We start from the raw sequence: 24,362 nt of genomic DNA on the forward strand, positions 1-24,362 counted from the left end.
ATGGATGCTTGGCCCCGCTGTCTGGAACGTCTCGAAGCTGAATTCCCGCCCGAAGATGTCCACACCTGGTTGAAACCCCTGCAGGCCGAAGATCGCGGCGACAGCATCGTGCTGTATGCGCCGAATGCCTTCATCGTCGAGCAGGTCCGCGAACGGTACCTGCCGCGCATCCGCGAGTTGCTGGCGTATTTCGCCGGCAATGGCGAGGTGGCGCTGGCGGTCGGTTCACGTCCGCGTGCGCCGGAGCCGCTGCCGGCACCGCAAGCCGTCGCCAGTGCGCCGGCGGTCGCGCCGATCGTGCCCTTCGCCGGCAACCTGGATTCGCATTACACCTTCGCCAACTTCGTGGAAGGCCGCAGCAACCAGCTCGGTCTGGCCGCGGCGATCCAGGCCGCGCAGAAGCCGGGCGACCGTGCACACAACCCGTTGCTGCTGTACGGCAGCACCGGGCTGGGCAAGACCCATCTGATGTTCGCGGCCGGCAACGCGCTGCGCCAGGCCAATCCGGCCGCCAAGGTGATGTACCTGCGCTCGGAACAGTTCTTCAGCGCGATGATCCGCGCGTTGCAGGACAAGGCGATGGACCAGTTCAAGCGCCAGTTCCAGCAGATCGATGCGCTGCTGATCGACGACATCCAGTTTTTCGCCGGCAAAGACCGCACGCAGGAAGAGTTTTTCCACACCTTCAACGCGCTGTTCGACGGCCGCCAGCAGATCATCCTGACCTGCGACCGCTATCCGCGCGAAGTCGAGGGCCTGGAGCCGCGGCTGAAGTCGCGCTTGGCCTGGGGCCTGTCGGTGGCGATCGACCCGCCGGATTTCGAGACGCGTGCGGCGATCGTGCTGGCCAAGGCGCGCGAGCGCGGCGCCGAGATTCCCGACGACGTGGCGTTTCTGATCGCCAAGAAGATGCGCTCGAACGTGCGCGACCTGGAAGGGGCGCTCAACACGTTGGTGGCCCGCGCCAACTTCACTGGCCGCTCGATCACTGTGGAGTTCGCACAGGAGACGCTGCGTGACCTGTTGCGTGCGCAGCAGCAGGCGATCGGCATTCCCAACATCCAGAAGACCGTGGCGGACTACTACGGCCTGCAGATGAAGGACCTGCTTTCCAAGCGCCGCACCCGCTCATTGGCGCGCCCGCGCCAGGTGGCGATGGCGCTCGCCAAGGAGTTGACCGAGCACAGCCTTCCCGAGATCGGCGATGCGTTTGCCGGCCGCGACCACACCACCGTGCTGCACGCCTGCCGGCAGATCCGCACGCTGATGGAGGCCGACGGCAAGCTGCGCGAGGACTGGGAAAAGCTGATTCGCAAGCTGAGCGAGTGAGCGTTCGGCGCCCTTCTCGCTCGGCTTGGAAAAAAGCGTGGATGAGTTGGGGCCAAATGCGGGAGAATCTGTGGATAAATGCGGCTGCAGCGTTGAGGCGAAAACTATCCACAGGTTTTCCCGCCGCTCCAGGGGCACTAGTCCATAGACTTTCAAGCTCAAAAATGTCTTTGGAAACAATACGTTAGCGTGGTTGTCCGCCGAAAACGGCCCTACCATCACCACCAAGCTTTTGATTTATTCCACATCTTTAAAGCATAGAGGCACGGAACCACATGCGTTTCACACTGCAGCGCGAAGCCTTCCTCAAGCCGTTGGCCCAGGTGGTCAATGTCGTCGAACGGCGTCAGACATTGCCGGTACTGGCGAACTTGCTGGTGCAGGTGAACAACGGCCAGCTGTCGCTGACGGGGACAGACCTGGAAGTCGAAATGATCTCGCGCACCATGGTCGAGGACGCCCAGGACGGCGAAACCACGATCCCGGCGCGCAAGCTGTTCGACATCCTGCGGGCCCTGCCTGACGGCAGCCGTGTCACCGTCTCGCAAACCGGAGACAAGGTCACGGTGCAGGCCGGGCGCAGCCGCTTTACGCTCGCCACGCTACCGGCCAACGACTTCCCGTCGGTCGACGAAGTCGAGGCCACCGAGCGTGTAGCCGTGCCGGAAGCCGGGCTGAAGGAGCTGATGGAGCGCACGGCGTTCGCCATGGCCCAGCAGGACGTGCGTTATTACCTCAACGGCCTGCTGTTCGACCTGCGCGATGGCCTGCTGCGCTGCGTGGCGACCGACGGTCACCGCCTGGCACTGTGCGAGACCGAGCTGGAAAAGTCCGGTAGCGCGAAGCGCCAGATCATCGTGCCGCGCAAGGGCGTGACCGAGCTGCTGCGCTTGCTGGAAGCGGCTGATCGCGATGTCGAGCTGGAACTGGGCCGCAGCCATATCCGCGTCAAGCGCGGCGATGTCACCTTCACCTCGAAGCTGATCGACGGCCGTTTTCCGGATTACGAGGCGGTGATACCGATCGGCGCAGACCGTGAGGTCAAGGTCGACCGCGAGGCGCTGCGTGCGTCACTGCAGCGTGCGGCGATTCTGTCGAACGAAAAGTATCGCGGCGTTCGCGTCGAAGTATCGCCGGGCCAGCTGAAGATCAGCGCGCACAACCCTGAGCAGGAAGAAGCGCAGGAAGAGATCGAGGCCGATACCAAGGTCGACGATCTGGCTATCGGCTTCAACGTGAACTACCTGCTGGATGCGCTGTCTGCACTGCGCGACGAGCACGTGGTGATCCAGCTCCGCGATGCCAATTCGTCGGCGTTGGTGCGTGAGGCCAGCAGCGAGAAGTCCCGCCACGTTGTGATGCCGTTGCGTCTCTGACCCTGCGTTCCACGTGGAACACGAAGGGCCCGGCTTACGCCGGGCTTTTTTGTGGGCCAAGGAACATTGAGACAGATGGCTCGCTGCCATCAAACGTGTCTGCCGGCGTACTCGGGGTTTCCCGAGCCAATGCGCCTTGGTTTGCGATCTGAGATGTCGTGAACGACCGTTGGCGCGAAGTCATGCGGATTGGCTGAGGCAGCGAGCTTCCGCGCACCTAGCATCAACTGCTGGACTGTTTCCCGGTTCCCATGGCAATGGGCGGATGTTGTGCGCGCTTGCTCTGGGCCTGCTCTGAAGACGGTAAGAGCCATCACGAGCAATCAGGAAAGCGATTATTTGCTCTCTGCCAATCAAGGCTCGAAAGCACTCGCGGTCTCGTGGCTGAACTCGGCGGCTATTGGCACACACTCTCTGCCTCAGTTCGCCCTGCTCCGTAAAAGAACTGACATCGCCACTTGAGCTAGGACATCAGAGCTAGAGGTGACCAGCGAAAAGCTAAGAGACCAGATCTTCGGAAAGAAAGGTTAATCCGACTTGAGCACGGCTTCGCAAGGCGCGTTTGAGTTATGCACAACGCTCAAAGCTTTTAAATCTAGGTAAATCTTAAAGGCTTGGTGGTGATGGTAGGGCCAGATTTCGCCGAAAAGTAGGTTAAACATCTGTTCTTAAACGCTTTTGTGGCCTTGAAACCCTGTGTCTAGACCCGCTCAAACGGCCTGATTACCTGTGGATAAGCGAAACGGCCGCCATGGGCATTAAAACTGTCCACAACTTGTCCCCAGTTTGTCGCCGCGTGACGGAAATGTTTGCCGCAGCACGTCCACCGCCGATCACGTATGCTCCGCCCCGTCCGATGCCGGACTTCAAGGCCAAGCAGACCGATCGATGCATGTAGCGCGGTTGTCCATCCATCGACTTCGTCGCTTCGAAGCAGTCGAGTTTCATCCAGCCAGCACGTTGAATCTGTTGACCGGCGACAACGGTGCTGGCAAGACCAGCGTGCTTGAAGCCCTGCATGTCATGGCCTACGGGCGCAGCTTTCGCGGCCGGGTGCGGGACGGGTTGATCCGCCAGGGTGGTCAGGATCTGGAAATCTTCGTCGAATGGCGCGAACGTGCGGGCGACAGCACCGAGCGCACACGCCGTGCCGGCCTGCGGCATAGCGGGCAGGAATGGACCGGCCGCCTTGATGGCGAGGACGTGGCCCAACTCGGGTCGCTATGTGCCGCGCTTGCGGTGGTGACCTTTGAGCCAGGCAGCCATGTGCTGATCAGCGGTGGCGGCGAACCACGGCGGCGTTTCCTGGACTGGGGCTTGTTCCACGTGGAACCTGACTTTCTGGCGCTGTGGCGCCGGTACGCACGCGCACTCAAGCAGCGCAATGCCTTGCTCAAGCAGGGCGCACAGCCGCGGATGCTAGATGCCTGGGATCACGAACTGGCCGAATCCGGCGAAACCCTCACCTCGCGGCGCCTGCAGTACCTGGAGCGGCTGCAGGAACGCCTGATCCCGGTCGCAACGGCCATTGCCCCGTCCCTCGGCCTGTCTGCACTGACGTTCGCACCTGGCTGGCGCCGCCACGAGGTTTCGTTGGCGGATGCCCTGCTGCTCGCCCGCGAACGCGACCGCCAGAACGGCTACACCTCGCAAGGCCCACACCGCGCCGACTGGGTGCCGTTGTTCGACGCACTGCCCGGCAAGGACGCGCTGTCACGGGGGCAGGCCAAGCTCACGGCACTGGCCTGCCTGCTCGCCCAGGCGGAAGATTTCGCGCATGAGCGCGGCGAATGGCCCGTCATGGCGCTGGATGATCTGGGTTCCGAGCTGGATCGTCATCATCAGGCCCGGGTGATCCAGCGCTTGGCCAGCGCGCCGGCGCAGGTACTGATTACCGCAACTGAACTTCCCCCCGGACTAGCCGACGTTGGCAAGACCCTTCACCGGTTCCACGTGGAACACGGTCAGCTGGCGCCTACGGCCGCCGCCGACTGATCCGCCGCGGCTGGCATGAGCCGGCTGGTATAATTTCCGCGCTATCCCCCTTTTCCCACGCGCGATACGGCTTCCGCCGTCCTCGTGCGTGTTGTGGAGCCAACGGCACGCGCATGACCGACGAACAAACCACACCGCCAACACCCAACGGCACCTACGACTCCAGCAAGATCACCGTGCTGCGTGGCCTCGAAGCCGTCCGCAAGCGCCCCGGCATGTACATCGGCGATGTGCACGACGGCACCGGTCTGCACCACATGGTGTTCGAGGTGGTCGACAACTCGGTCGACGAGGCCCTGGCGGGCCACGCCGATGACATCGTGGTCAAGATCCACGTGGATGGTTCGGTAGCGGTGTCGGACAACGGCCGCGGCGTTCCGGTGGACATCCACAAGGAAGAAGGCGTCTCCGCAGCCGAGGTGATCCTCACCGTGCTGCATGCCGGCGGCAAGTTCGACGACAACAGCTACAAAGTGTCCGGCGGCCTGCACGGCGTGGGCGTCTCGGTGGTCAACGCGCTGTCCGAGCACCTGTGGCTGGATATCTGGCGCGACGGCTTCCACTACCAGCAGGAATACGCGCTGGGCGAGCCGCAGTACCCGCTCAAGCAGCTGGAAGCCTCGACCAAGCGCGGCACCACGCTGCGCTTCAAGCCGGCGGTGGAGATCTTCAGCGACGTCGAGTTCCATTACGACATCCTGGCGCGCCGCCTGCGCGAGCTCTCGTTCCTCAATTCCGGCGTCAAGATTGCGCTGATCGACGAGCGCGGCGAAGGCCGGCGCGATGATTTCCACTACGAAGGCGGCATCCGCAGTTTCGTGGAGCATCTGGCCCAGCTCAAGACCCCGCTGCACCCGAACGTGATTTCGGTGACCGGCGAGCACAACGGCATCGTGGTGGACGTGGCCCTGCAATGGACCGACGCCTACCAGGAAACCATGTACTGCTTCACCAACAACATCCCGCAGAAGGATGGCGGCACGCATCTGGCCGGCTTCCGCGGCGCGTTGACGCGCGTGCTGAGCAACTACATCGAGCAGAACGGCATCGCCAAGCAGGCCAAGATCACCCTGACCGGCGACGACATGCGCGAAGGCATGATCGCGGTGCTGTCGGTGAAGGTGCCCGACCCCAGCTTCTCCTCGCAGACCAAGGAAAAGCTGGTCAGCTCGGACGTGCGCCCGGCGGTGGAAAATGCCTTCGGTGCGCGCCTGCAGGAATTCCTGCAGGAAAATCCGAACGAAGCCAAGGCCATCACCGGCAAGATTGTCGATGCCGCCCGGGCCCGTGAAGCCGCCCGCAAGGCGCGCGATCTGACCCGCCGCAAGGGCGCGCTGGATATCGCCGGCCTGCCGGGCAAGCTGGCCGATTGCCAGGAAAAGGATCCGGCACTGTCCGAGCTGTTCATCGTCGAGGGTGACTCGGCTGGTGGCTCGGCCAAGCAGGGCCGCAACCGCAAGAACCAGGCGGTGCTGCCGCTGCGCGGCAAGATCCTCAACGTCGAACGCGCGCGCTTCGATCGCATGCTGGCCTCCGACCAGGTGGGCACGCTGATCACCGCGCTGGGCACCGGCATCGGCCGCGACGAGTACAACCCGGACAAGCTGCGCTACCACCGCATCATCCTGATGACCGACGCCGACGTGGACGGCTCGCACATCCGCACGCTGCTGCTCACGTTCTTCTACCGGCAGATGCCGGAGCTGATCGAGCGCGGCTACATCTACATCGGCCTGCCGCCGCTGTACAAGCTCAAGCAGGGCAAGAGCGAGCTGTATCTCAAGGACGATGCCGCGCTCAACGCCTACCTGGCCAGCAGCGCGGTCGAAGGTGCAGCGCTGATCCCGGCCAGCGACGAGCCGCCGATCACCGGCGAAGCGCTGGAAAAACTGCTGCTGCTGTTCGCTGGCGCCAAGGAGGCCATTGCCCGCAATGCCCACCGCTACGACCCGGCGCTGTTGACCGCGTTGATCGACCTGCCGCCGCTGGACGTGGCGCAGCTGCAGGCCGAAGGCGACGTGCATCCCACGCTGGATGCGCTGCAGGCAGTGCTCAACCGCGGCACCCTGGGCACGGCGCGCTATCAGCTGCGCTTCGATCCGGCCACCGACAGTGCCGCCGCCTCGCTGGTGTCGGTGCGCAAGCACATGGGCGAGGAATTCACCCAGGTGCTGCCGATGGGCGCGTTCGAAAGTGGCGAACTGCGTCCGCTGCGCGAGGTTGCGCTGGCGCTGCATGGCTTGGTGCGCGAAGGCGCGCAGATCCTGCGTGGCAACAAGAGCCACCCGATCACCAGCTTTGCGCAGGCGCAAGCCTGGCTGCTGGAAGAGGCCAAGCGGGGCCGCCAGGTGCAGCGCTTCAAGGGCCTGGGCGAAATGAACGCCGAGCAGTTGTGGGAAACCACGGTCAATCCGGACACGCGGCGCCTGCTGCAGGTGCGCATTGAAGACGCCGTGGCGGCCGACCAGATCTTCAGCACCTTGATGGGCGATGTGGTGGAACCGCGCCGCGACTTCATCGAGGACAACGCGCTGAAGGTTTCCAACCTGGATATCTGATCCGCCGCCTGCACCGCCGCATCGCCACGCGCGATGTGGCGGTGTGCGCCGGCCCTGCAGGGATGACGATGAGCGCAGTTCTTCCGCCTTCCCCGGCGCCGGTTTCGGTGCCCGGTCCACCGTCACTGCGGTCCGCCGTGCTCGGTTTCTGCATCGATCTGCTGATCGCCATCGGCCTGTTGCTGCTGTTGAGCGTGGCCGGCTTTGCGGTGTGGGGCTTTCTGCGCAGCATGGGAGAGGTGCAGGCCGTGCGTGCGCAGGGCGGCAGTCCCTCCCCGGCCGCGATCATGGCCGCCATCGGCCAACCGGGCGTCATGGTGCAGCTGCTGATCGCGCTGGTCAGCACTGCGACTCCGGCGGTGCTGCTGTACTTCTGGCGTCGCCGTGCCACGCCTGCCGAACAGGCGACGTCGCGTGCCGCGATCCGGCGCCGGTCGACCTGGGGCTGGATCGCCGCCGTGGCCGCCGGCGTGTTCATGCTCAGCAATCTGGTCAGCGTTCTGGCCTCGGCGCTGGGCATCAAGCCGGTGCCGACCAACCTGCCGCTGATGGAAGAGGCCATCAAGCAATGGCCGCTGGCGCTGGTGGTGTTTGCGGTCGCCATTGCTCCGGCCTACGAAGAACTGCTGTTTCGGCGCGTGTTGTTCGGGCGTTTGCTGGCGGCCGGGCGGCCGTGGCTGGGCGTGGTGCTCAGCAGCCTGACCTTCGCCCTGGTGCACGAGGTGCCCGGTATCAGCGGCAATGGCGTGGTCGCCATCGCCCAACTGTGGCTGGTCTACGGCGGCATGGGCGCGGCGTTTGCATGGCTGTATTGGCGCACCGGCACGCTGTGGGCGCCGATCCTGGCGCATGGGATCAACAACGCGACCGCCCTGGCAGCCCTGTACTTTTTTGGTTTCGGCTGACCCGCTTGACGAAAAGTTAAGACGACCCTGCCAAAATGCCCCCAGGGTTCAAGGGGGATTGAATGAAAGCCAGGTTGTTGATCGTTGTTGCCGTCCTCGCGTTGACGGCGTGCGCCACCACTACTTCGCCAACCGGCCGCCGTCAGGTGGTAGGCGGCGTGACGCAAGACCAGCTCGACAAGCTTGGCGCGGAGTCCTTCGCGCAGACCAAGGCCAAGGAAAAAGTCAGCACCGACGGCAAGCAGAACGCCTATGTGCAGTGCGTGGTCAATGCCCTGGTCGCGCAGTTGCCGCCGCAATGGCGCGAGACGCGTTGGGAGACCGCGCTGTTTGTCGACGACGAAGCCAATGCCTTCGCCCTGCCCGGTGGCAAGGTCGGTGTGAATACCGGCATCTTCACTGTGGCCAAGACCCAGGATCAGCTGGCCGCCGTGCTCGGGCATGAAATCGGGCACGTAATCTCGCGCCACCACGAAGAACGCATCACTCGCCAGCTTGGCGCGCAGACCGGTCTAGGCATCATTGGCGCGCTGGCCGGCGCGGCCTACGGCGATGGTGCCGCCAGTGCGGTGAACCAGGTCGGCGGTATGACCGCGCAAACCGTGTTCCTGCTGCCCGGCTCCCGCACCCAGGAAAGCGAGGCCGACGTGGTCGGCCAGCGCCTGATGGCGCAAGCCGGCTTCGACCCGGCCCAGGCGGTGAGCCTGTGGCAGAACATGATGGTCGCCAGCGGCAACCGTCAGCCGCAGTGGTTGTCTACCCACCCGGACCCGGCCAATCGCATCCGCGAGCTCCAGGCCGACGTCAATGCCCTGCAACCGGTGTATCAGCAGGCCCGACAGGACGGTCGAGTGCCCCGTTGTGGGTAATGGCGCCGATGCTGCACCACAGCACGGAAACCGTTTTCGGGAACTGAGACTTTCTGCTAAGTTTGCCGGCTCAGAATTTTCGTACAGCTTCCATTCCGCTTTTCGTACCGCCCAACGGCGGCTCGTCCGAGGTGAATCATGAAACTGCTCAACCGCAAGCACGCCCTGTTGTCCCTGATCATCGCCGCATCGCTGGGCGGGGCTGTCGTTACCGATGCGGTCGCGCAGTCGGACCGCTCGACCGAGCGGGCCAACCGCAAGTCCAAGAACAGCGGCAAGGCCGAAGAGCTGTACCCGCAGTCCACCCGCACCGCGCCGACCATCAAGCCGTCGTCCAAGCTGGGCAGCAAGCTGCAGAAGCTGATCGAAACCTTCAACAAGGGCGAGGATTTCCCGGCGGTGCGGGCACAGGCCGACGAGATCCTGGCCAACAGCGCTGCCAACGAAGCCGACAAGGCGCTCGCCGGCCAGCTGGCCGCCCAGGCGGCGTACAACATGGACGACACCGCCGCTGCCAAGACCTATCTGCAGCAGGCCATCGCACTGAACGCGCTGGACAACAACGGCCAGTTCCAGTCGATGCTGATGCTGGCGCAGCTGCAGTTGCAGGATGACCAGCAGGCCGAAGGTCTGGCCACGCTGGACAAGTACCTGGACGAGAGCAAGTCGCAGCGCCCGGAAGATCTGATCCTCAAGGGCCAGGCGCTGTACCAGGCCGAGCGCTACAAGGACGCCATTCCGGTGCTCAAGCAGGCGATCGCTGCATCGCCCGAGCCCAAGGACACGTGGAACCAGCTGCTGATGGCGTCCTACGCCGAAGCCGGCCAAACCGGTGAAGCCGTTGCCGCCGCCGAGGCGCTGGCCGCAAAGACGCCCAACGACAAGAAGGCCCAGCTCAATCTGGCCAGCATGTACATGCAGGCCGACCAGATGGACAAGGCCGCCGGGGTGATGGACAAGCTGCGCGCCTCCGGTCAGCTGACCGAAGAGAAGGAATACAAGCAGCTGTACTCGATCTACGCCAACACCGAGAACAAGGAAAAGGACGTCATCGCCGTCATCACCGAGGGCATGCAGAAGGGCATCCTCAAGCCTGACTACCAGACCTACCTCGCGTTGGCGCAGTCGTACTATTACAGCGAAGACGTGCCGAAGGCGATCGAGAATTGGCAGAAGGCCGCCCCCCTCTCCAAGGACGGCGAGACCTATCTGAATCTGGCCAAGGTGCTGCATTCGGAAGGACGCATCCCCGAGGCCAAGCAGGCCGCACAGCAGGCGATCGCCAAGGGTGTTAAAAAACCCGAAGACGCCAAGAAGATCATCAATCTGAAGTAAAAAAAGAAAATAAACCCCCGAAATCCCTGTGTTTTTAGTGGTTACAGGACTCGGGATTGGTATAAGCTTGGGAGTTCCTGCGGTGTCAAAGCCGTCCGAAAACCTGGGGATCATCACAGTGATCCGGGCCCCCACTGAAAGAGCCATTGGCGCATGACGGAACAACTCGTTATCCACAGGCATGACTATGATGCCGGGAACCAGGGTCTGAGCTGGGCCCGCATTATCGGCATTGCTTTCGTAATTGCCCTGCACCTTACTGCATTGATGATGTTGCTGATCCCTGCAGTCGCGCCGAAGGCTCCGGCCGAGAAGGAGCGCACCACCATGGTCACCTTGGTGGATGCACCGCCTCCTCCCCCGCCGCCGCCGCCGCCGCCGCCGCCGGAAGACAAGCCGCCACCGCCGGTCAAGAATCTGTCGCCGCCGAAGCCGTCACCGGTTCCGCCGCCGCCGGAAGCTCCGGTGGTCGACGTTCCCGAACCGCGTCCGAGCGATATCGTCACGCCGCCGAGCCCGCCAGCTCCGCCGGCTCCACCGAGTGACATCGGTGCCAGCGTCGATATCTCGTCCAAGAACATGAACCCACCGAAGTACCCGCCGGCCGCATTCCGTGCCGGTGTCCAAGGTGAGGTCATCCTGATCGTGGATGTGGATGCCAACGGCAACGTGACCAATGTGTCGGTCGAAAAGTCCAGCCGCAACCGCGACCTTGACCGTGCCGCGATGGACGCAGCACGCAAGTGGAAGTTCAACGCCTCCACTGTCAATGGGCAGAAAGCCGCCGGCCGCGTCCGCGTCCCGGTCAACTTTGCTCTGAACTGATCCACGGGCCGGCTGCGGCCGGCCCAGGATCCTGTCTTCCTTTCGCTCCACCCTTCATCACCACACACAACAAAGGTAAGCGTCATGCTGCAGGAATTCGTTATCGCCGCCGCTGCAGGGGGCTCCAATCCGTCGGCCGCTCTTTCGCAGATGGGCTTTGAGCACCTGATCACCGAAATGACCTCCAGCCCCGGCGACTTCGCCGTGTCCTGGGTCGTTCTGATCACCCTGATCGCCATGTCCGCTGCCTCTTGGTACTGGACTGTCATCAACATCTTCCGCGCCACCCGTCTGAAGAGCGCGGCTGACCGCGTCACCACCGCGTTCTGGGATGCCCCGAATGCACAGGACGCCATCCGCGCCATGGAAGAGCAGCCGGCTTCCGAGCCGTTCTCCAAGATCGCACTGGATGCAGCCCAGGCTGCTGCGCACCACCAGCGTGCCGAAGGCAGCACCGGCGGTATGGGCGAGAGCCTGAGCCGTTCGGAGTTCGTCGACCGCGCTCTGCGTCAGGCCGTGACCCGCGAAAGCACCAAGCTGCAGTCGGGCATGACCCTGCTGGCGACCGTCGGTGCAACCGCGCCGTTCGTCGGTCTGCTCGGTACCGTGTGGGGCATCTACGGCGCGCTGATCAAGATCGGTGCAACCGGTTCGGCCTCCATCGACGCCGTTGCCGGCCCGGTGGGTGAAGCGCTGATCATGACCGCCATCGGTCTGTTCGTCGCAATCCCGGCCGTGTTCGCGTTCAACTTCTTCTCCAAGGTCAACAGCTCGGTGATCGCCAAGTTCGACACCTTTGCCCACGACCTGCACGACTTCTTCGCCACCGGTTCGCGCGTTCGCTAATCCGGTAGTAAAGAACGCCTTCGCAACGATTTAGACGGAGCCCGTTATGGCCTTCAGTAGTGGAAACAGCGGCGGCCCGATGGCCGACATCAATGTGACGCCCCTCGTGGACGTCATGTTGGTGCTGCTGATCATCTTCATCATTACGGCACCGCTGATGTCCCACAAGGTCAAGGTGGAGCTGCCAGAGGCCAACTTGATCCAGAAGGAAGATGCGGAGAAGCGCGCCGCACCGATCACCCTGGCCGTCAAGGAAGACGGGTCGCTGTACTGGAACGACGAGCCGATCTCCAAGGAAGCCCTGGAGTCGCGCCTGTCCACCGCCGCACAGCAGACCCCGCAACCGCCGCTCAACTTGCGCGGCGACCGCACCACCAAGATGCGTACGATCAACGAGATCACCAAGATCGCGCAGGGTCAGGGCATGTTGGACGTCGGCTTCGTTGCAACCAAAGAGAAGGGGCAGTAAGCCATGGCATTCAGTACCGGTGGAAACCGCGGCCCAATGGCCGACATCAACGTCACGCCCCTCGTGGACGTGATGTTGGTGCTGCTGATCATCTTCATCGTGACCGCGCCGATCATGACCTACCCGATCGCCGTGGATCTGCCGCAGCGGGTGCTCAACCCGCCACCGCAGACGACCGAACCGCCGCCGCCGATCGAATTGCGGATCGACGCCAGCAACCAGGTGTTCTGGAACAACAGCCCGACCCCGGTCGCGCAGTTGCAGCAGAAGATGGAAGAAGTGGTGCAGGCCGATCCAACCAATCAGCCGGAGCTGCGCATCGATGCCAACGAGGATGCTGAGTACGAGGTGATGGCCAAGGTCCTCGCCGCGGCAAAGAACTCGCAGATGAAGAAAATCGGCTTCATGCAGTAAGACATCGCACGACCGCAACACAACAGTCATGACGCGACTGCAACGCCACCGGAAACGGTGGCGTTTTTTTGTGCGGTGATGACGCGAGAGTGCTGCGCATGCGCGTTCGATGCTGCCGATCAAATAGTGGATGCAATCGGTGCGTTGTTGTTGATCCACATTTGCGGATGGCAGCGATGCGCTGTTGAAACGACCTCGCTGATGAAGCGTTGATTGGCAGCCATCGCCCGCTGCTGGTGTTTCTGTAGGTGCAGCGGTGCGTCTGATGCAGACCTACTCAAGGCATCTTGCGCTGCGTACCTATCAAGCGAGTCTTGGGAAAAGGCGTGCGTTGCGATGGGTTGGCAAGCAATCGCACTAGCTGCAGATCGCTTCTATCGCATCGCATCGAACGCGATGCCTTATCGCCGAGATGCATACAGAGATGCACACAGAGATGCGCTAAGTAGTGCCGCGCACACGCAACGAGCTTGTGACTCGTGCTTGCGATTTCCGTGACCAACCAAACAGCTGACACGTGCATTCGAACGCGTGTGCAGTGGCTTGATGGGATGCCTTGATGAGCTGACATGCAGAGCGACGTTCGCATGAGATCGACGAACGCTCGCACATGCAAACCTGACGTGCATGTCTGCACATTCCGGTCCACGTCTCATCGTCATTCGTCTTGGGTATATCTTCTCCCGAAGTGCGGAGCATGCAGCTTCGTTAGGACCTGATTCCGCCCAACGCGCGCCACCTGCTGGCGTCGGCTGTGGCAACACCCAAGCAGCAAGCGCCATCCAATATGTAAATAGTGAAGCGATGGACGACATGCCGAGCGGCATTCGCATGCGATCTGCGGACTCTCATACATTCAAACCTGACATCCATCTAGAAACGCACTTCCCCTCCACCCAAACGCATCCGCCTTTCGGGCAACCTCTTCTTGAACATCGAATCTGATGCCTAGTCGGCGCTGAGTCCATCAATGCTGGCAACATCGTGTTGCCGCCTCCAAACGCTCATGGCCATTTCGAGTACGGAGAGGCACGGGCTGAGTGGGTACGAAAGTGCTTGGGCGAAGCGCGATTGCACGCATCGCAAGCTCGACTGCGCGGCCGATGCGCTATGTGAGCCACAGCTGCCCCGCCCTTCCCACCCGCAATCCCGGGTGTATGCTCGATCGTGCAGCACCCACAACCACAGCACAGGAGGCAGGTCATGGCTTTCAGTACGACAGGGAACCGGGAGCCACTGGCGGATATCAACGTCACGCCATTGGTCGATGTCATGTTGGTGTTGTTGATCATTTTTATCGTGACCGCGCCCATGCTGGCCCGGCCAATCGTGGTGGATCTGCCGCAGCGCACGCCGCAACAGTTGGTGCAGGCCGTGCCGCCCGAGCCGATCGCCCTGCGGCTGGACGCCGACGGCCAGGTGTTCTGGAACGCCAGCCCATTGCCGCTGCAGCAACTGCAGGCCCGCTTGAGCGAAGAAATGCAGGTGACAAGCAGCCAGCAGCAGCCGGAATTGCACATCACTGCCAGCCCTGACGCGCAGTACGCGGTGCTTGCCAAGGTGCTGGCGGCGGCCAAGAACGCGCAGGTCAGCCGGATCAGTTTCGTGCAGTAAGTCATGCAGCTGCGCGTCCGTGACGGACGCGCAGCTGCATGTTGCGATAACTGCGCGCGGCTCGCTAAACCCGCGCCTAGGCGGCTGTGGTTGCGCTGCCCGCAATGATCGCCAGGTAGGCGCGCACGGTCGGTTCCAGGCCCTGATACAGCGCCTCGCCGATCAAGGCGTGGCCGATCGAGACCTCCAGGACGCCGGGAACCCCGGCCAGGAAATCGGCCAGGTTGTGCTGCGATAGATCATGGCCGGCATTGATCCCAAGGCCGGCCGCATGGGCACGCCTGGCGGCACCGGCGAACAGGGCCAGGGACGGTTGCGCTTGGCCGTGTTGATGGGCCTCGGCATACGGGCCGGTGTACAGCTCGATGCGATCGGCACCCAGCGCAGCCGCCTGCGCAATCTCCGGATTACCGGCATCCACGAACAGGCTCACGCGGCAGCCGAAAGTCTTGAAGGCGGCAATCAACGGCGCCAGCCGCGCGCCATCGCGGGCGAAGTCCACGCCATGGTCGGAGGTGAGTTGGCCGTCGCCATCCGGCACCAGGGTGACCTGTTGCGGGCGCGTGGCCTGGCAGAGTTCCAGCAAACCCGGATAGCCGGCGCGCGGCGGGGCGAACGGATTGCCTTCGATGTTGAATTCCACACCGTGCGTGCGTGTCAGTGTGCTGAGCGCGTACACATCGTCAGCGCGGATATGCCGCTGGTCCGGGCGCGGATGCACGGTGATGCCCTGGGCGCCAGCTGCAATGCAGCTGCGCGCGGCCTGCACTACATCCGGGTCTTGGCCGCCGCGCGAATTGCGCAGCACGGCGATCTTGTTGACGTTGACGCTGAGGTGAGTGCTCACGTGCTGCTCAGGCCTGCGGCTCGCCGTCGCGCGCGGCAGCCAGTGCAGCGGCCTTGCGGGCTTCGGCCAGTTCGCGCAGCCGGCGCAGTTCGGCCGGGTCGATCATGCTGCCGGTGTCGCGCTGGGTATCGCCCATGCGTGCGGCGAACCAGCCGCGGGTCCACAGCAGCAACAGCAGCAGTGCCACCAGCAGCGACACCACCAGCAACCACACATGCGGCGTGCTGAAGGCCAGTACCAGTGCACCCAGTGCCATAAGCAGAAACAGCCAGTGCATGACGAGCTCCCCGTTGAGTGGCGGCAGTGTAGCGCTGCGCCCGGCGTGGTTCCACGTGGGGCGCAGCGCGGTGGTCAGAGCAGCGGCGACAGCAGCCGCGCGAAGGCTTCCGGCAGGCGCGATCGCCAGAACGGCCGGCGCAGGTTGAAGCGCACTTCCTGCGCCTGGGCCATGTCGGTGCCGATCATGCCGGCGAGCTCGGCGGCCACTGCCTGGTCGCGGAACAGCATCGACAGCTCGAAGTTCAGCCGGAAGCTGCGGCTGTCGAAATTGGCGCTACCGACGATGCAGACATCGTCGTCGGCGATCAGCGCCTTGGTGTGCAACATGCGCGGGCCGTACTCGTAGATGCGCACGCCGGCCTCCAGCAGTTCATCGAAATACGAACGCGCAGCATAGGTGACCAGGCGCGAGTCGCTGACGCGCGGAATCAGCAGGCGCACGTCCAGCCCGCCCAGCGCCGCAGAGGTGAGCGCCATGCGCGCGGCCTCGCCCGGAACGAAGTACGGCGTGACTAGCCAGACCCGATGCCTGGCCTCATGGATGGCGGCCACCATCAGCCGGTGGATCGCCTCCCAGGACGAATCCGGGCCGGACACCAGCACCTGCGCATCGATGCTGCCCTGCTTGCGGGTGGGCACATCCTCCGGCCACAGCTGCTGGCCATGGAAGGCGCCTTTGGCCTGGCGGGTGGCGTAGAGCCAGTCCTCCAGGAACACCAGCTGCAGGCTGCGCACCACGTGGCCCTGCAGACGCACATGCAGGTCGCGAAACGCGTCGGGGCGAACCTGCTCGTTCTCTTCGTCGGTGACATTGATGCCACCGGTGAACGCGATGCGGCCGTCGATGACGATCAACTTGCGGTGCGTACGCAGGTTCAGCCACGGGCGCTTGAACGGCTTGAGCAGCTGGGTGGGATGGAACCAGGCGGTCTCCACGCCGGCCGCACGCAGCGTGCGCAAGGTGCGCCGGGTCATCGCCGAGGAGCCGACTGCATCCATCAACAGCCGCACCTTGACCCCCGCGCGCGCGCGCTCCATCAAGGCCTCGCAGATCGGCATGCCGCTGCGGTCGGGCTGGAAGATGTAGTACTCCAGATGGATGTGGTCGCGCGCGCGCGCGATCGCCTCGATGATCGCCGCATAGGTGGACGCGCCATCCACCAGCCACAGCGCTTCGGTGGCGCTGCTTGGGGCCAGGCCGGTGGTGGATTGGGCGATCTTGGCCAGCTCGGTGCAATCGGCATCGGGCGGACACACGCTGCTGTAGCTTTCCATGCCCGAACGCGACCGCCCGCGGCGCAGACGCTGGCGTTTGACCTTCTGCGGGCCCAGCCAGTAGTAGATCAGCAGGCCCAGATACGGCAGCGCGGCCAGCGAGAGCACCCAGCTCAGCGTGGCCACCGGCTCGCGCTTCTGCAGGATGATCCAGCTGACGATCCACAGCAGATACAGCACGTAGGCGGCGAAGAGGAGCGCTTTGAGGTGGGGAATGTCGGCCAGCCAATCCCACGCGCCCTGTGCAAGTGCGAGCATGCGCGGATTCTACGGCGCACACGCTCTGCTGCGATGACTGCCGGCTGCTGCCCTGGCGATCCTGGCAGCACATGCACGGGCGAGCTGCGGATTAGGACTCAATGAACCAAGACACGTCTTGCATTTGGTATGGGGCCTACCGAACGTCGCGCTGCAGTGCCCGTTGCCGAGGCGAGCGTTCTACTCAGACAGTGCAGGCAGCACATCGAACACGAAGGCTGAAACCTTCATCCATGCAGCGGGCTGATCCCAGCAGGTGAGACGCGGCCGCCGTAGCATGCCGGCATGGCAAGCGCGATCAAGGGCCGGGGTGCGACCGGCCATCTGCCCGGACGGTTCGAGGTCACCACGCCGCAGGCGGTGGACGATGGCTGGCACGTGGACGATAGCGACGAGTTCGCGCCGCCCGCATTGCGCACCCAGGTCACCGACGAGACCGCGCGCAGCATCATCAGCCGCAACCAGTCGCCGGACATCGGGTTCTCGCAGTCGGTCAATCCGTATCGCGGCTGCGAACATGGCTGCAGCTACTGTTTCGCACGGCCCTCGCATGCCTACCTCAACCTCTCGCCGGGGCTGGATTTCGAAACGCGGCTGTTTGCCAAGACCAATGCGCCGGAGCTGCTGCGCCGGGAACTGGCGCGGCCCAGTTACGTGCCCAGCCCGATCGCACTGGGCATCAACACCGACGCCTACCAGCCGATCGAGCGCAAGCGCGGGTTGACCCGGCAGTTGATCGAAGTGCTGTGGGAGGCGCGGCACCCGTTCACGCTGATCACCAAGAACGCCCTGGTCACGCGGGATCTGGATTTGCTGGCCCCGCTGGCGCGCGCGCGCTTGGTCAATGTGCACTTCTCGGTGACCACGCTGGATCCGCATCTGTCGGCCAGGCTGGAACCGCGTGCGTCCGCGCCGCATGCGCGCCTGCGCGCGATGCGCAGCCTGCACGAGGCCGGCGTGCCGGTCGGGGTGATGGCCGCGCCAGTAATCCCGTGGATCAACGACCATGAGCTGGAAGCGATCCTGCAGGCCGCCGCCGATGCCGGCGCCAGCAGTGCCGGTTACGTGCTGCTGCGCCTGCCGCACGAGGTGGCGCCGTTGTTCCGCGAGTGGCTACAGACCCACCACCCACAACGTGCCGAGCACGTGATGAGCACCATCGCCCAGCTGCGCGGCGGCAAGGACTACGACAGCACCTTCGGCACCCGCATGCGCGGCCAGGGCGTGTACGCAGACTTGCTGGCGCGCCGCTTCGCGCTGGCGCATCGCCGCGCCGGCTTCGACACCCGCCGCACCCCGCCGTTGGATACCGAACAATTCCGCCGCCCTGCACCGCCGCCCAAGCCGGTCAAGGACTCGCCGCAGGGGCAGTTGTTTTAGGGCGGGGAATCGGGAGTGGGGATTGGGGATTCGCAACGGCGAGAGCCACCGCAACAGCGCAGGTCTGCTGGTGCGATTCTCCATTGCCGATTCCCTATTCCCCGCCGTACAGCGCCTGCGCCGATTGGAACAAAATCCAGCTGGTGGCGATGAACTTGTCGCCGCCGACCGGGCGGTTGCCGCGGTGGGTGTGGGTGAAGGCGGTGGGCGCGATCAGCAGGCTGCCGGTGCGTGGGCGCGCCTTGCGGTGCTGGAACAGGAATTCGGTCTCGCCCTGTTCGAACTCTTCGTTGAGATACAGCGTCCACAGCAAATGGCGGTGCAGGGTCTCGGCACCGGCGTCGCGCGGATACAGTTCGCAGTGCCAGTACGGGTAGCCGCCCTGGTCGGCCAGATACCACTGCAGGTTGATGGCGCCCGGGCGCAGGCAGGTGCGCGCCAGGTCGCTCAAGGCCGCATCGCTCATCTGCGCAATGTCCTCGGCAACCAACCGATGCGGGCTGCCATCGGCGGTGGTGACCTGCAGCATCAACGGCGAAATCAACGCCTGCGGATACTGCCGCAGGTAGCGGAGCAGGCCCTCGAAGACGGCCTGTTGCAGACGGCTATCCACCGCCGCCCAGTCGGCCAGGCCGCTGATGCGTAGATCGCGGCTGTGCTTGAGGTCCGGGAACACGCCGCTGCCGATGCGGCCCGGCTGCAGCTGCTGGCTGTCGCGCATGCGTTGCACGATCGCCGCGCAGTCGTCGCGCGAAACGGCATCGTCGGTGATCTGGATGAAGTCGGGTTGGTCCATACGCAGGACCATAGCAACGTCATCGCTGTGCTGCACAGCCCTGTGTGCCGGTGCGGCACGCTCACGCACGCGGCGTCTGCGCAGTGACGATGATCGTCGCGCCGCGCAACGGCGAGGCCAGAGCGATGTCGTGCCATTGGTCGTGGTGTTGATGCTCGAGACGGCGCACCGCAATCAGCGGCGAACATGCAGGAGCGACGATGCATCACTGGCTGCAACGCGAGGTCGTGCAACTCGCCTGTCCCGTAAAAGCAAAGTGGCTGTTGCGCATGCGCGCAAGGTCGGCGGTGCGGTGGCGGTGCCCTAACCTTCGGCCGGGATCTTCGCGACGACATGGGTAAGCCCTGGATTTGCATCGCCAAGCTCCCGTGCGTGCCAGTCCGCGCGTCGCTATCTGCCACGCCGTAGCGCGATGTACTGCCGCCACAACCAGAAAAACAGTGCTCGGGCTTTGATCGACTTTTACAGCGCATTCGCAGCCGCCTCAAAGCGAACGGTCCATTGAGGCGACGCCCTACGGCTCCGCCAGTTCACAGATGCAGCGTGCCCCGGCGCCTCGAATCCATGCCATGGAGATACCTGCGCCCCAAAAAAACCCCGCCGAAGCGGGGTTTTTCGTACGTCATGCAGCAGCGACGATCAGAACTTGTAGTTGATCGACGCGGCCAGCACGTCGCCGTGCACCTTGTAGCTGCCGGCCAGCGCGTTGCCGGTGGCAGTGGTGGTGTCGCTGGTCGGATCGCTGGTGAACAGGTGCGTGTAGCCGAAGTTGTACTCGGCCTGCTGCGACGGACGCCAGCTCAGACCCAGCGAGACCCACTTGCGGCTCGCGTCCGGCACGCGCACGTCACGGTGCTCGGCGGTGGTCGGGGTCTGGTCATACGCCACACCGCCACGCAGGGTCAGCGTCTCGCTCATGCGGTAGTCGGCACCGATCGAGGCGAAGGTGGTGTCGCGGTAGGAGAAATCCAGCACGCTGTTGGGCTGATTGGAGGCGAAGTCCACGGTCACCTGGTCGAACTTGCTCCAGGCGGTGCGGGTGACGTCGGCCATGATCGACCACTGCTCGTTCACGTTGTGGGTGAAGCTGGCGGTGGCGCTGGCGGGCAGCTTGACGGTGGCACGGCCCTTGGTGTCGATGAAGGTGCCCGGTGCGGCGACGCCCAACACTGCAGCGGCATTACCCGGCACGGTGAAGTCGGCATCGCCGTCGGTGATCTTGTGCTCCACTTCCGAGCGGTAGCTGAAGCCGATGTGGGTGTTCTCATCGATGCTGAACAAGCCGCCGAGGGTGAAGCCCACTTCGGTGCTGTCGCCCTTGATGCGCGAATAGCCATCGGCGCTGCCCGGCGCGAAGCCTGGCACGCGACGCGCGGCCAGCACGCTGCCGAAGTCCACCGCATTGCCCAGGTCGATATCCAGACGCTCGGCGAACACCGAGGCGCCGAACGACACGTACGGGTTCACGTCGTAGGAGAACGCGACGTTGAAGTCGATCGCCTGCAGCTCGGTCTTGGTGCCGTGGTAGCGGCCGGTCCAGTCGCGGTCGTATTCGGTCTTGAAGCCGAACGGCACGGTCAGCGACGTACCGAGGTGCATGTTGTTGTTTTCACCGAACGGCACGTGGAAATACGCTGCCGGGACCGGCGCGATCATGCCCGCGTCGCCACCGTTGCCGCCGGAGATCGGCGCGCCGTTGGCGTAGCTGCCGCCTTCGCCCTGGTACTTGGCCGAGAAGCTGATGGCGCTGACGTCGGCCTGGAACAGGCGGCCGTCCAGCTGGCGCATGCCGGCCGGGTTGTTGGCGATGATCGATGCGTCGTCCGGGGCGCTGCCCGAACCTGCGAAGGCGCGGCCGAGGCCCTTGGCGCTGTTTTCCTTCAGCTGGAAGGCGGCACCGTGTGCCTGGCCAACGGCCAGCACGCCGGCAATACCAACGGCCAGCAGGGTGGCGCGGCTGAGAGTGGAAGCGGTAGACATGAGTTGTTGCTCTCCGGAATAAAGACTGCAGTGGTCGGTACAGCGCCCGCGCCCAGTGGCCAACATGGCCCTGGAGCGCGCCGGAGACCCCCCCCCGACATACGACGCCGTACGCAGTATAACCACGACGATTAACCGAACAATAACGAAGTGCGCGTTATTAGCCCGGTCAGGTTAGGGGTGGGTTCAGGACGGTGAACCCGCTATTGTGCCACTCCGATGTTTGTCTCGATCCCCTCCCGCAAGAAATCCGCGCCGCGCTGGGCGGTGCCGCTGCTGTTCGCGGCCGTCTGGCTGGCCTATCTGTGGTCGATCAGCCGCCCGACCGAGGCGCGCAATACGCTGTGGCTGGACTGGGGCGCGCTGTCCAGCGGCGTCTCCAATCTGGGCGACTGGTGGGCCACCTTGCGCGACGGCAGCGTGCTGCGCCTGTTCACCGCATTGTTCCTGCACGCGGACTGGTCGCACCTGTTGGGGAACCTGGTGTTCCTGCTGATCTTCGGGCTGCCGGCCGAGCGCATCCTCGGGCCCTGGCGGTTGTTGCTGCTGTTCCTGCTGGGCGGCGCGGCCTCCAACCTGGCGGCGATCTTCGCCATCGGCACGCCGGACCGGGTGATCATCGGCGCCTCCGGTGCGGTGTCGGCGTTGATCGGCACCTATCTGGCGCTGTTTCCTGGCGCCAAGCTTGGCGTGGTGCTGCCGCTAGGCGTGTTCCTGGAATTCATCCGCGTGCCGGCGCCGCTGTTGATCGGTGCGTGGGCGGTGTTGCAGGTGGTGTTTGCCTATATCGGCCCGGCCTTCGGCATGGTGGCGTGGTCGGCGCACATCGCCGGTTTCGTGTTCGGCATCGTCTATGGGTTGTATGTGCGCGCGGCGATCGCGCGGCGGCTGCGCAAGCGCCACGGGTTCTAGCGCCCTGCCCTGCGCCTATAATTGCCGCATGTCCAAGCCCTTGTACAAAGTCACTTTCCTCAATCACGGCAAGGTGTACGAGCTCTACGCCCAGCACGTCACCGGCAGCCATCTGTGGGGCTTCAACCAGATCAGCGAGCTGGTATTCGACGTGCATGACGGGTTGGTGGTCGACCCCACCGAAGAGCGCCTACGCGAAGAGTTCGGCAACACCAAGGTGCTGCACCTGCCGATGCAGAGCATCGTGCGCATCGAGGAAGTGGAAAAGAAGGGGCAGTCGGTGATCCGCGATGCCACCACCGGCGACAAGGTGGTCACCCCGTTCCCGCTGCCGACCAAGCCACGCTGATGCGCATCCTGGTGCCGGACGATTACCAGGGCGCCGTGCGCGCCCTGCCCTGCCTGCAGCGTCTGCAGGGCCATGAAGTGCAGGTGCTGGGCGCGCTGGCCACCGATCCCAACGAATGGGCCGAGCGGCTGGTGGAAGCCGATGCGCTGGTATTGATCCGCGAACGTACCCGCGTGGACGCCACCTTATTGCGGCGCCTGCCGCGGTTGAAGCTGATCAGCCAGACCGGCCGCATCGGCCCGCATGTGGATGTGGCGGCCTGCACCGAGTTTGGCGTGGCGGTCACCGAGGGCGTGGGCTCGCCGGTCGCGCCGGCCGAGTTGACCTGGGCGTTGATCCTGTCCGCCAGCCGGCGCCTGACCGAGTACCAGCGCGCCCTGCATCAAGGCCGCTGGCAGGCGCTGGGCGATTCCGGGTTGGGGCGCACCTTGCATGGGCGCACGCTGGGCATCTGGAGCTACGGCCGCATCGGCCAACGCGTGGCCGCATTCGGGCGGGCGTTTGGCATGCAGGTGCTGGTATGGGGCGGCGAGGCGTCGTGCGCGCAGGCGGCGCGCGATGGCTATGCAATCGCCGACAGCCGCGCGGCCTTGTTCGAACGTAGCGATGTGCTGTCGTTGCACCGGCGCCTGAGCGCGCAGACCCGGCATGACGTGACCGCCGCCGACCTGCTGCGCATGCGCCCCGATGCGTTACTGGTCAACACCAGCCGCGCCGAACTGATTGCACCCGGCGCGTTGATCGCGGCCCTGGACGCCGGCCGGCCCGGGCACGCCGCCGTGGACGTGTTCGAGCGCGAACCGGTCCTGGATGCGCGCGACCCGCTGCTGCAACACCCGCGCGTGCTGGCCACGCCGCACCTGGGCTATGTGGAACTGGACAGCTACGCGGCCTACTTCGAGGCCGCATTCGACAACGTGCTGGCGTTTGCTGCTGGCACACCGCGCAATCTGGTCAATCCTGAGGCATTGCTGGTTGCGCGTTAGGGTGTGATGTTGCGCCGGTGCGTTGCGGATTGCTGCTGCGCTGTAACTGCCGATGTCTGATGCGCGAACGGGTTGTCATCACCTGCTCTTCTAGAACGATGTAGCGAAAACAGCTGCAACAAGTCCGTATGTGTCCATGCGGCTTCCCGCAAGCACGCGTCGTGGTCCTGCGATGCACAGTGCGCCCAAGAGGCACGACCGCATGTCTTGCTGGCCACCTGCAATGACGTGCAGGGAGCACGCATGGCCGACACAATGGCCAGGTTTTGGAGCCCCCGTATTGGTGGCAGCGTGGCACGCATCATGCGCACCTGCGGTATCCGGACTGATCGTGTGCTGCTGCACCGCGCATCGATTTCGGTGACGCATTCGCGCGATATGCAGTGCGTGCATTCCATGCCACCCAGCTTAGGTGGTGGGCGCGAATCACTGCATCGAGCAGCGCGGCACCCGCAAAAGCCAGCAGAGCATCGTTATTGATGAAGTGGTGTTTTCAACGCGCAACCTCAACGCGCAACTGCGTCGCTGGGAGAGTGCTTAGGCTAGGTGCCCTCGCTCAGCGTCTAGGCTGCTGGCGAAGACGTGCTAAAGACGTTCTACACGTTTAATGACGTGCAGTGCGCGGAGTCCCTACGTATCGCGCACATCAGCAAGTGAGTGCGACCAAACGTGGAAGACCACCTGCAAAAAAGCGCCGACATCTTGCAGAGAGTTTTTCAAAGCAAATAGCAGTCGCCTGGCGACCAGCGATGCCTACGAGACGTG

The 24,362-nt window shown here is 64.1% G+C and carries 21 protein-coding genes; 16 read left to right on the forward strand and 5 right to left on the reverse strand.

From position 1 onward, the window contains the following. The 12 genes from dnaA to ACCQ01_RS00060 all read left to right on the forward strand — a co-directional run bounded on the left by dnaA (position 1) and on the right by ACCQ01_RS00060 (position 14,535). Entirely contained in the window at positions 1 to 1,329 is a 1,329-nt protein-coding gene (dnaA, locus tag ACCQ01_RS00005) for a chromosomal replication initiator protein DnaA (protein WP_228433608.1), read from the forward strand. A 275-nt stretch (positions 1,330 to 1,604) separates the two neighbouring features. Beyond that, positions 1,605 to 2,705 (forward strand): DNA polymerase III subunit beta, encoded by a 1,101-nt coding sequence (gene dnaN, locus ACCQ01_RS00010; protein ID WP_011035260.1) that lies wholly within the window; start codon positions 1,605 to 1,607, stop codon positions 2,703 to 2,705. Between the two features lie 888 nt (positions 2,706 to 3,593). After that, positions 3,594 to 4,700 carry a DNA replication/repair protein RecF gene (gene recF, locus ACCQ01_RS00015; RefSeq protein WP_228433607.1) on the forward strand — a complete coding sequence of 369 codons (1,107 nt, stop codon included), beginning with the start codon at positions 3,594 to 3,596 and terminating at the stop codon, positions 4,698 to 4,700. A gap of 113 nt (positions 4,701 to 4,813) precedes the next feature. Continuing rightward, complete coding sequence (gyrB, locus tag ACCQ01_RS00020; protein ID WP_228433606.1) at positions 4,814 to 7,258, forward strand: DNA topoisomerase (ATP-hydrolyzing) subunit B; 2,445 nt, start codon at positions 4,814 to 4,816, stop codon at positions 7,256 to 7,258. 68 nt (positions 7,259 to 7,326) lie between these two features. Continuing rightward, entirely contained in the window at positions 7,327 to 8,163 is an 837-nt protein-coding gene (locus ACCQ01_RS00025; protein ID WP_228433605.1) for a CPBP family intramembrane glutamic endopeptidase, read from the forward strand. Between the two features lie 62 nt (positions 8,164 to 8,225). Then, entirely contained in the window at positions 8,226 to 9,032 is an 807-nt protein-coding gene (locus tag ACCQ01_RS00030) for a M48 family metallopeptidase (RefSeq protein ID WP_228433604.1), read from the forward strand. Positions 9,033 to 9,170: 138 nt separating this feature from the next. Further along, entirely contained in the window at positions 9,171 to 10,367 is a 1,197-nt protein-coding gene (locus tag ACCQ01_RS00035; protein ID WP_114996522.1) for a tetratricopeptide repeat protein, read from the forward strand. 153 nt (positions 10,368 to 10,520) lie between these two features. Then, positions 10,521 to 11,192 carry an energy transducer TonB gene (locus ACCQ01_RS00040; protein ID WP_011035266.1) on the forward strand — a complete coding sequence of 224 codons (672 nt, stop codon included), beginning with the start codon at positions 10,521 to 10,523 and terminating at the stop codon, positions 11,190 to 11,192. 84 nt (positions 11,193 to 11,276) lie between these two features. Next, a complete protein-coding gene (exbB, locus tag ACCQ01_RS00045; protein WP_011035267.1) occupies positions 11,277 to 12,038 on the forward strand; it encodes a TonB-system energizer ExbB in 762 nt (253 codons plus the stop codon). Between the two features lie 46 nt (positions 12,039 to 12,084). Then, entirely contained in the window at positions 12,085 to 12,507 is a 423-nt protein-coding gene (locus ACCQ01_RS00050; RefSeq protein WP_011035268.1) for an ExbD/TolR family protein, read from the forward strand. A gap of 3 nt (positions 12,508 to 12,510) precedes the next feature. Beyond that, positions 12,511 to 12,921, forward strand: coding sequence for an ExbD/TolR family protein (locus ACCQ01_RS00055; RefSeq protein ID WP_011035269.1), 411 nt, complete (start codon positions 12,511 to 12,513; stop codon positions 12,919 to 12,921). A gap of 1,203 nt (positions 12,922 to 14,124) precedes the next feature. Further along, complete coding sequence (locus ACCQ01_RS00060) at positions 14,125 to 14,535, forward strand: ExbD/TolR family protein (protein WP_228433602.1); 411 nt, start codon at positions 14,125 to 14,127, stop codon at positions 14,533 to 14,535. A 76-nt stretch (positions 14,536 to 14,611) separates the two neighbouring features. Here ACCQ01_RS00060 and ACCQ01_RS00065 read toward each other — a convergent pair whose 3' ends face one another. From ACCQ01_RS00065 to cls, 3 genes are all read right to left on the reverse strand, one after another. After that, a complete protein-coding gene (locus ACCQ01_RS00065; RefSeq protein WP_228433601.1) occupies positions 14,612 to 15,382 on the reverse strand; it encodes a pyridoxine 5'-phosphate synthase in 771 nt (256 codons plus the stop codon). Positions 15,383 to 15,389: 7 nt separating this feature from the next. After that, positions 15,390 to 15,659 (reverse strand): hypothetical protein, encoded by a 270-nt coding sequence (locus ACCQ01_RS00070; protein WP_042595429.1) that lies wholly within the window; start codon positions 15,657 to 15,659, stop codon positions 15,390 to 15,392. A 74-nt stretch (positions 15,660 to 15,733) separates the two neighbouring features. Further along, positions 15,734 to 17,194: a cardiolipin synthase gene (gene cls / locus ACCQ01_RS00075; RefSeq protein WP_228433600.1), complete on the reverse strand. Its 1,461-nt coding sequence runs from the start codon at positions 17,192 to 17,194 to the stop codon at positions 15,734 to 15,736. A 285-nt stretch (positions 17,195 to 17,479) separates the two neighbouring features. On the opposite strand from cls, the gene ACCQ01_RS00080 reads away from it, so the two are divergent. After that, positions 17,480 to 18,574 (forward strand): PA0069 family radical SAM protein, encoded by a 1,095-nt coding sequence (locus ACCQ01_RS00080; protein WP_228433599.1) that lies wholly within the window; start codon positions 17,480 to 17,482, stop codon positions 18,572 to 18,574. Positions 18,575 to 18,668: 94 nt separating this feature from the next. Here ACCQ01_RS00080 and ACCQ01_RS00085 read toward each other — a convergent pair whose 3' ends face one another. Both ACCQ01_RS00085 and ACCQ01_RS00090 read right to left on the reverse strand, forming a co-directional pair. After that, complete coding sequence (locus ACCQ01_RS00085; protein WP_228433598.1) at positions 18,669 to 19,382, reverse strand: 2OG-Fe(II) oxygenase; 714 nt, start codon at positions 19,380 to 19,382, stop codon at positions 18,669 to 18,671. Positions 19,383 to 20,009: 627 nt separating this feature from the next. Then, complete coding sequence (locus ACCQ01_RS00090) at positions 20,010 to 21,350, reverse strand: outer membrane protein transport protein (protein ID WP_042595433.1); 1,341 nt, start codon at positions 21,348 to 21,350, stop codon at positions 20,010 to 20,012. A gap of 219 nt (positions 21,351 to 21,569) precedes the next feature. On the opposite strand from ACCQ01_RS00090, the gene ACCQ01_RS00095 reads away from it, so the two are divergent. Genes ACCQ01_RS00095 through ACCQ01_RS00105 form a run of 3 tightly spaced genes read left to right on the forward strand, consistent with a single transcriptional unit; the run spans position 21,570 to position 23,597 of the window. After that, a complete protein-coding gene (locus ACCQ01_RS00095; protein ID WP_012436869.1) occupies positions 21,570 to 22,262 on the forward strand; it encodes a rhomboid family intramembrane serine protease in 693 nt (230 codons plus the stop codon). 28 nt (positions 22,263 to 22,290) lie between these two features. Next, a complete protein-coding gene (locus ACCQ01_RS00100; RefSeq protein ID WP_011035277.1) occupies positions 22,291 to 22,611 on the forward strand; it encodes a DUF1820 family protein in 321 nt (106 codons plus the stop codon). Continuing rightward, complete coding sequence (locus ACCQ01_RS00105) at positions 22,611 to 23,597, forward strand: D-2-hydroxyacid dehydrogenase family protein (protein WP_228433597.1); 987 nt, start codon at positions 22,611 to 22,613, stop codon at positions 23,595 to 23,597. The genes ACCQ01_RS00100 and ACCQ01_RS00105 overlap by 1 nt, the downstream gene beginning before the upstream one ends. Positions 23,598 to 24,362: the final 765 nt, after the last annotated feature.

The sequence above is a fragment of the Xanthomonas sp. NCPPB 4037 genome (genome assembly GCF_041475695.2).
Lineage (GTDB): Bacteria > Pseudomonadota > Gammaproteobacteria > Xanthomonadales > Xanthomonadaceae > Xanthomonas > Xanthomonas campestris.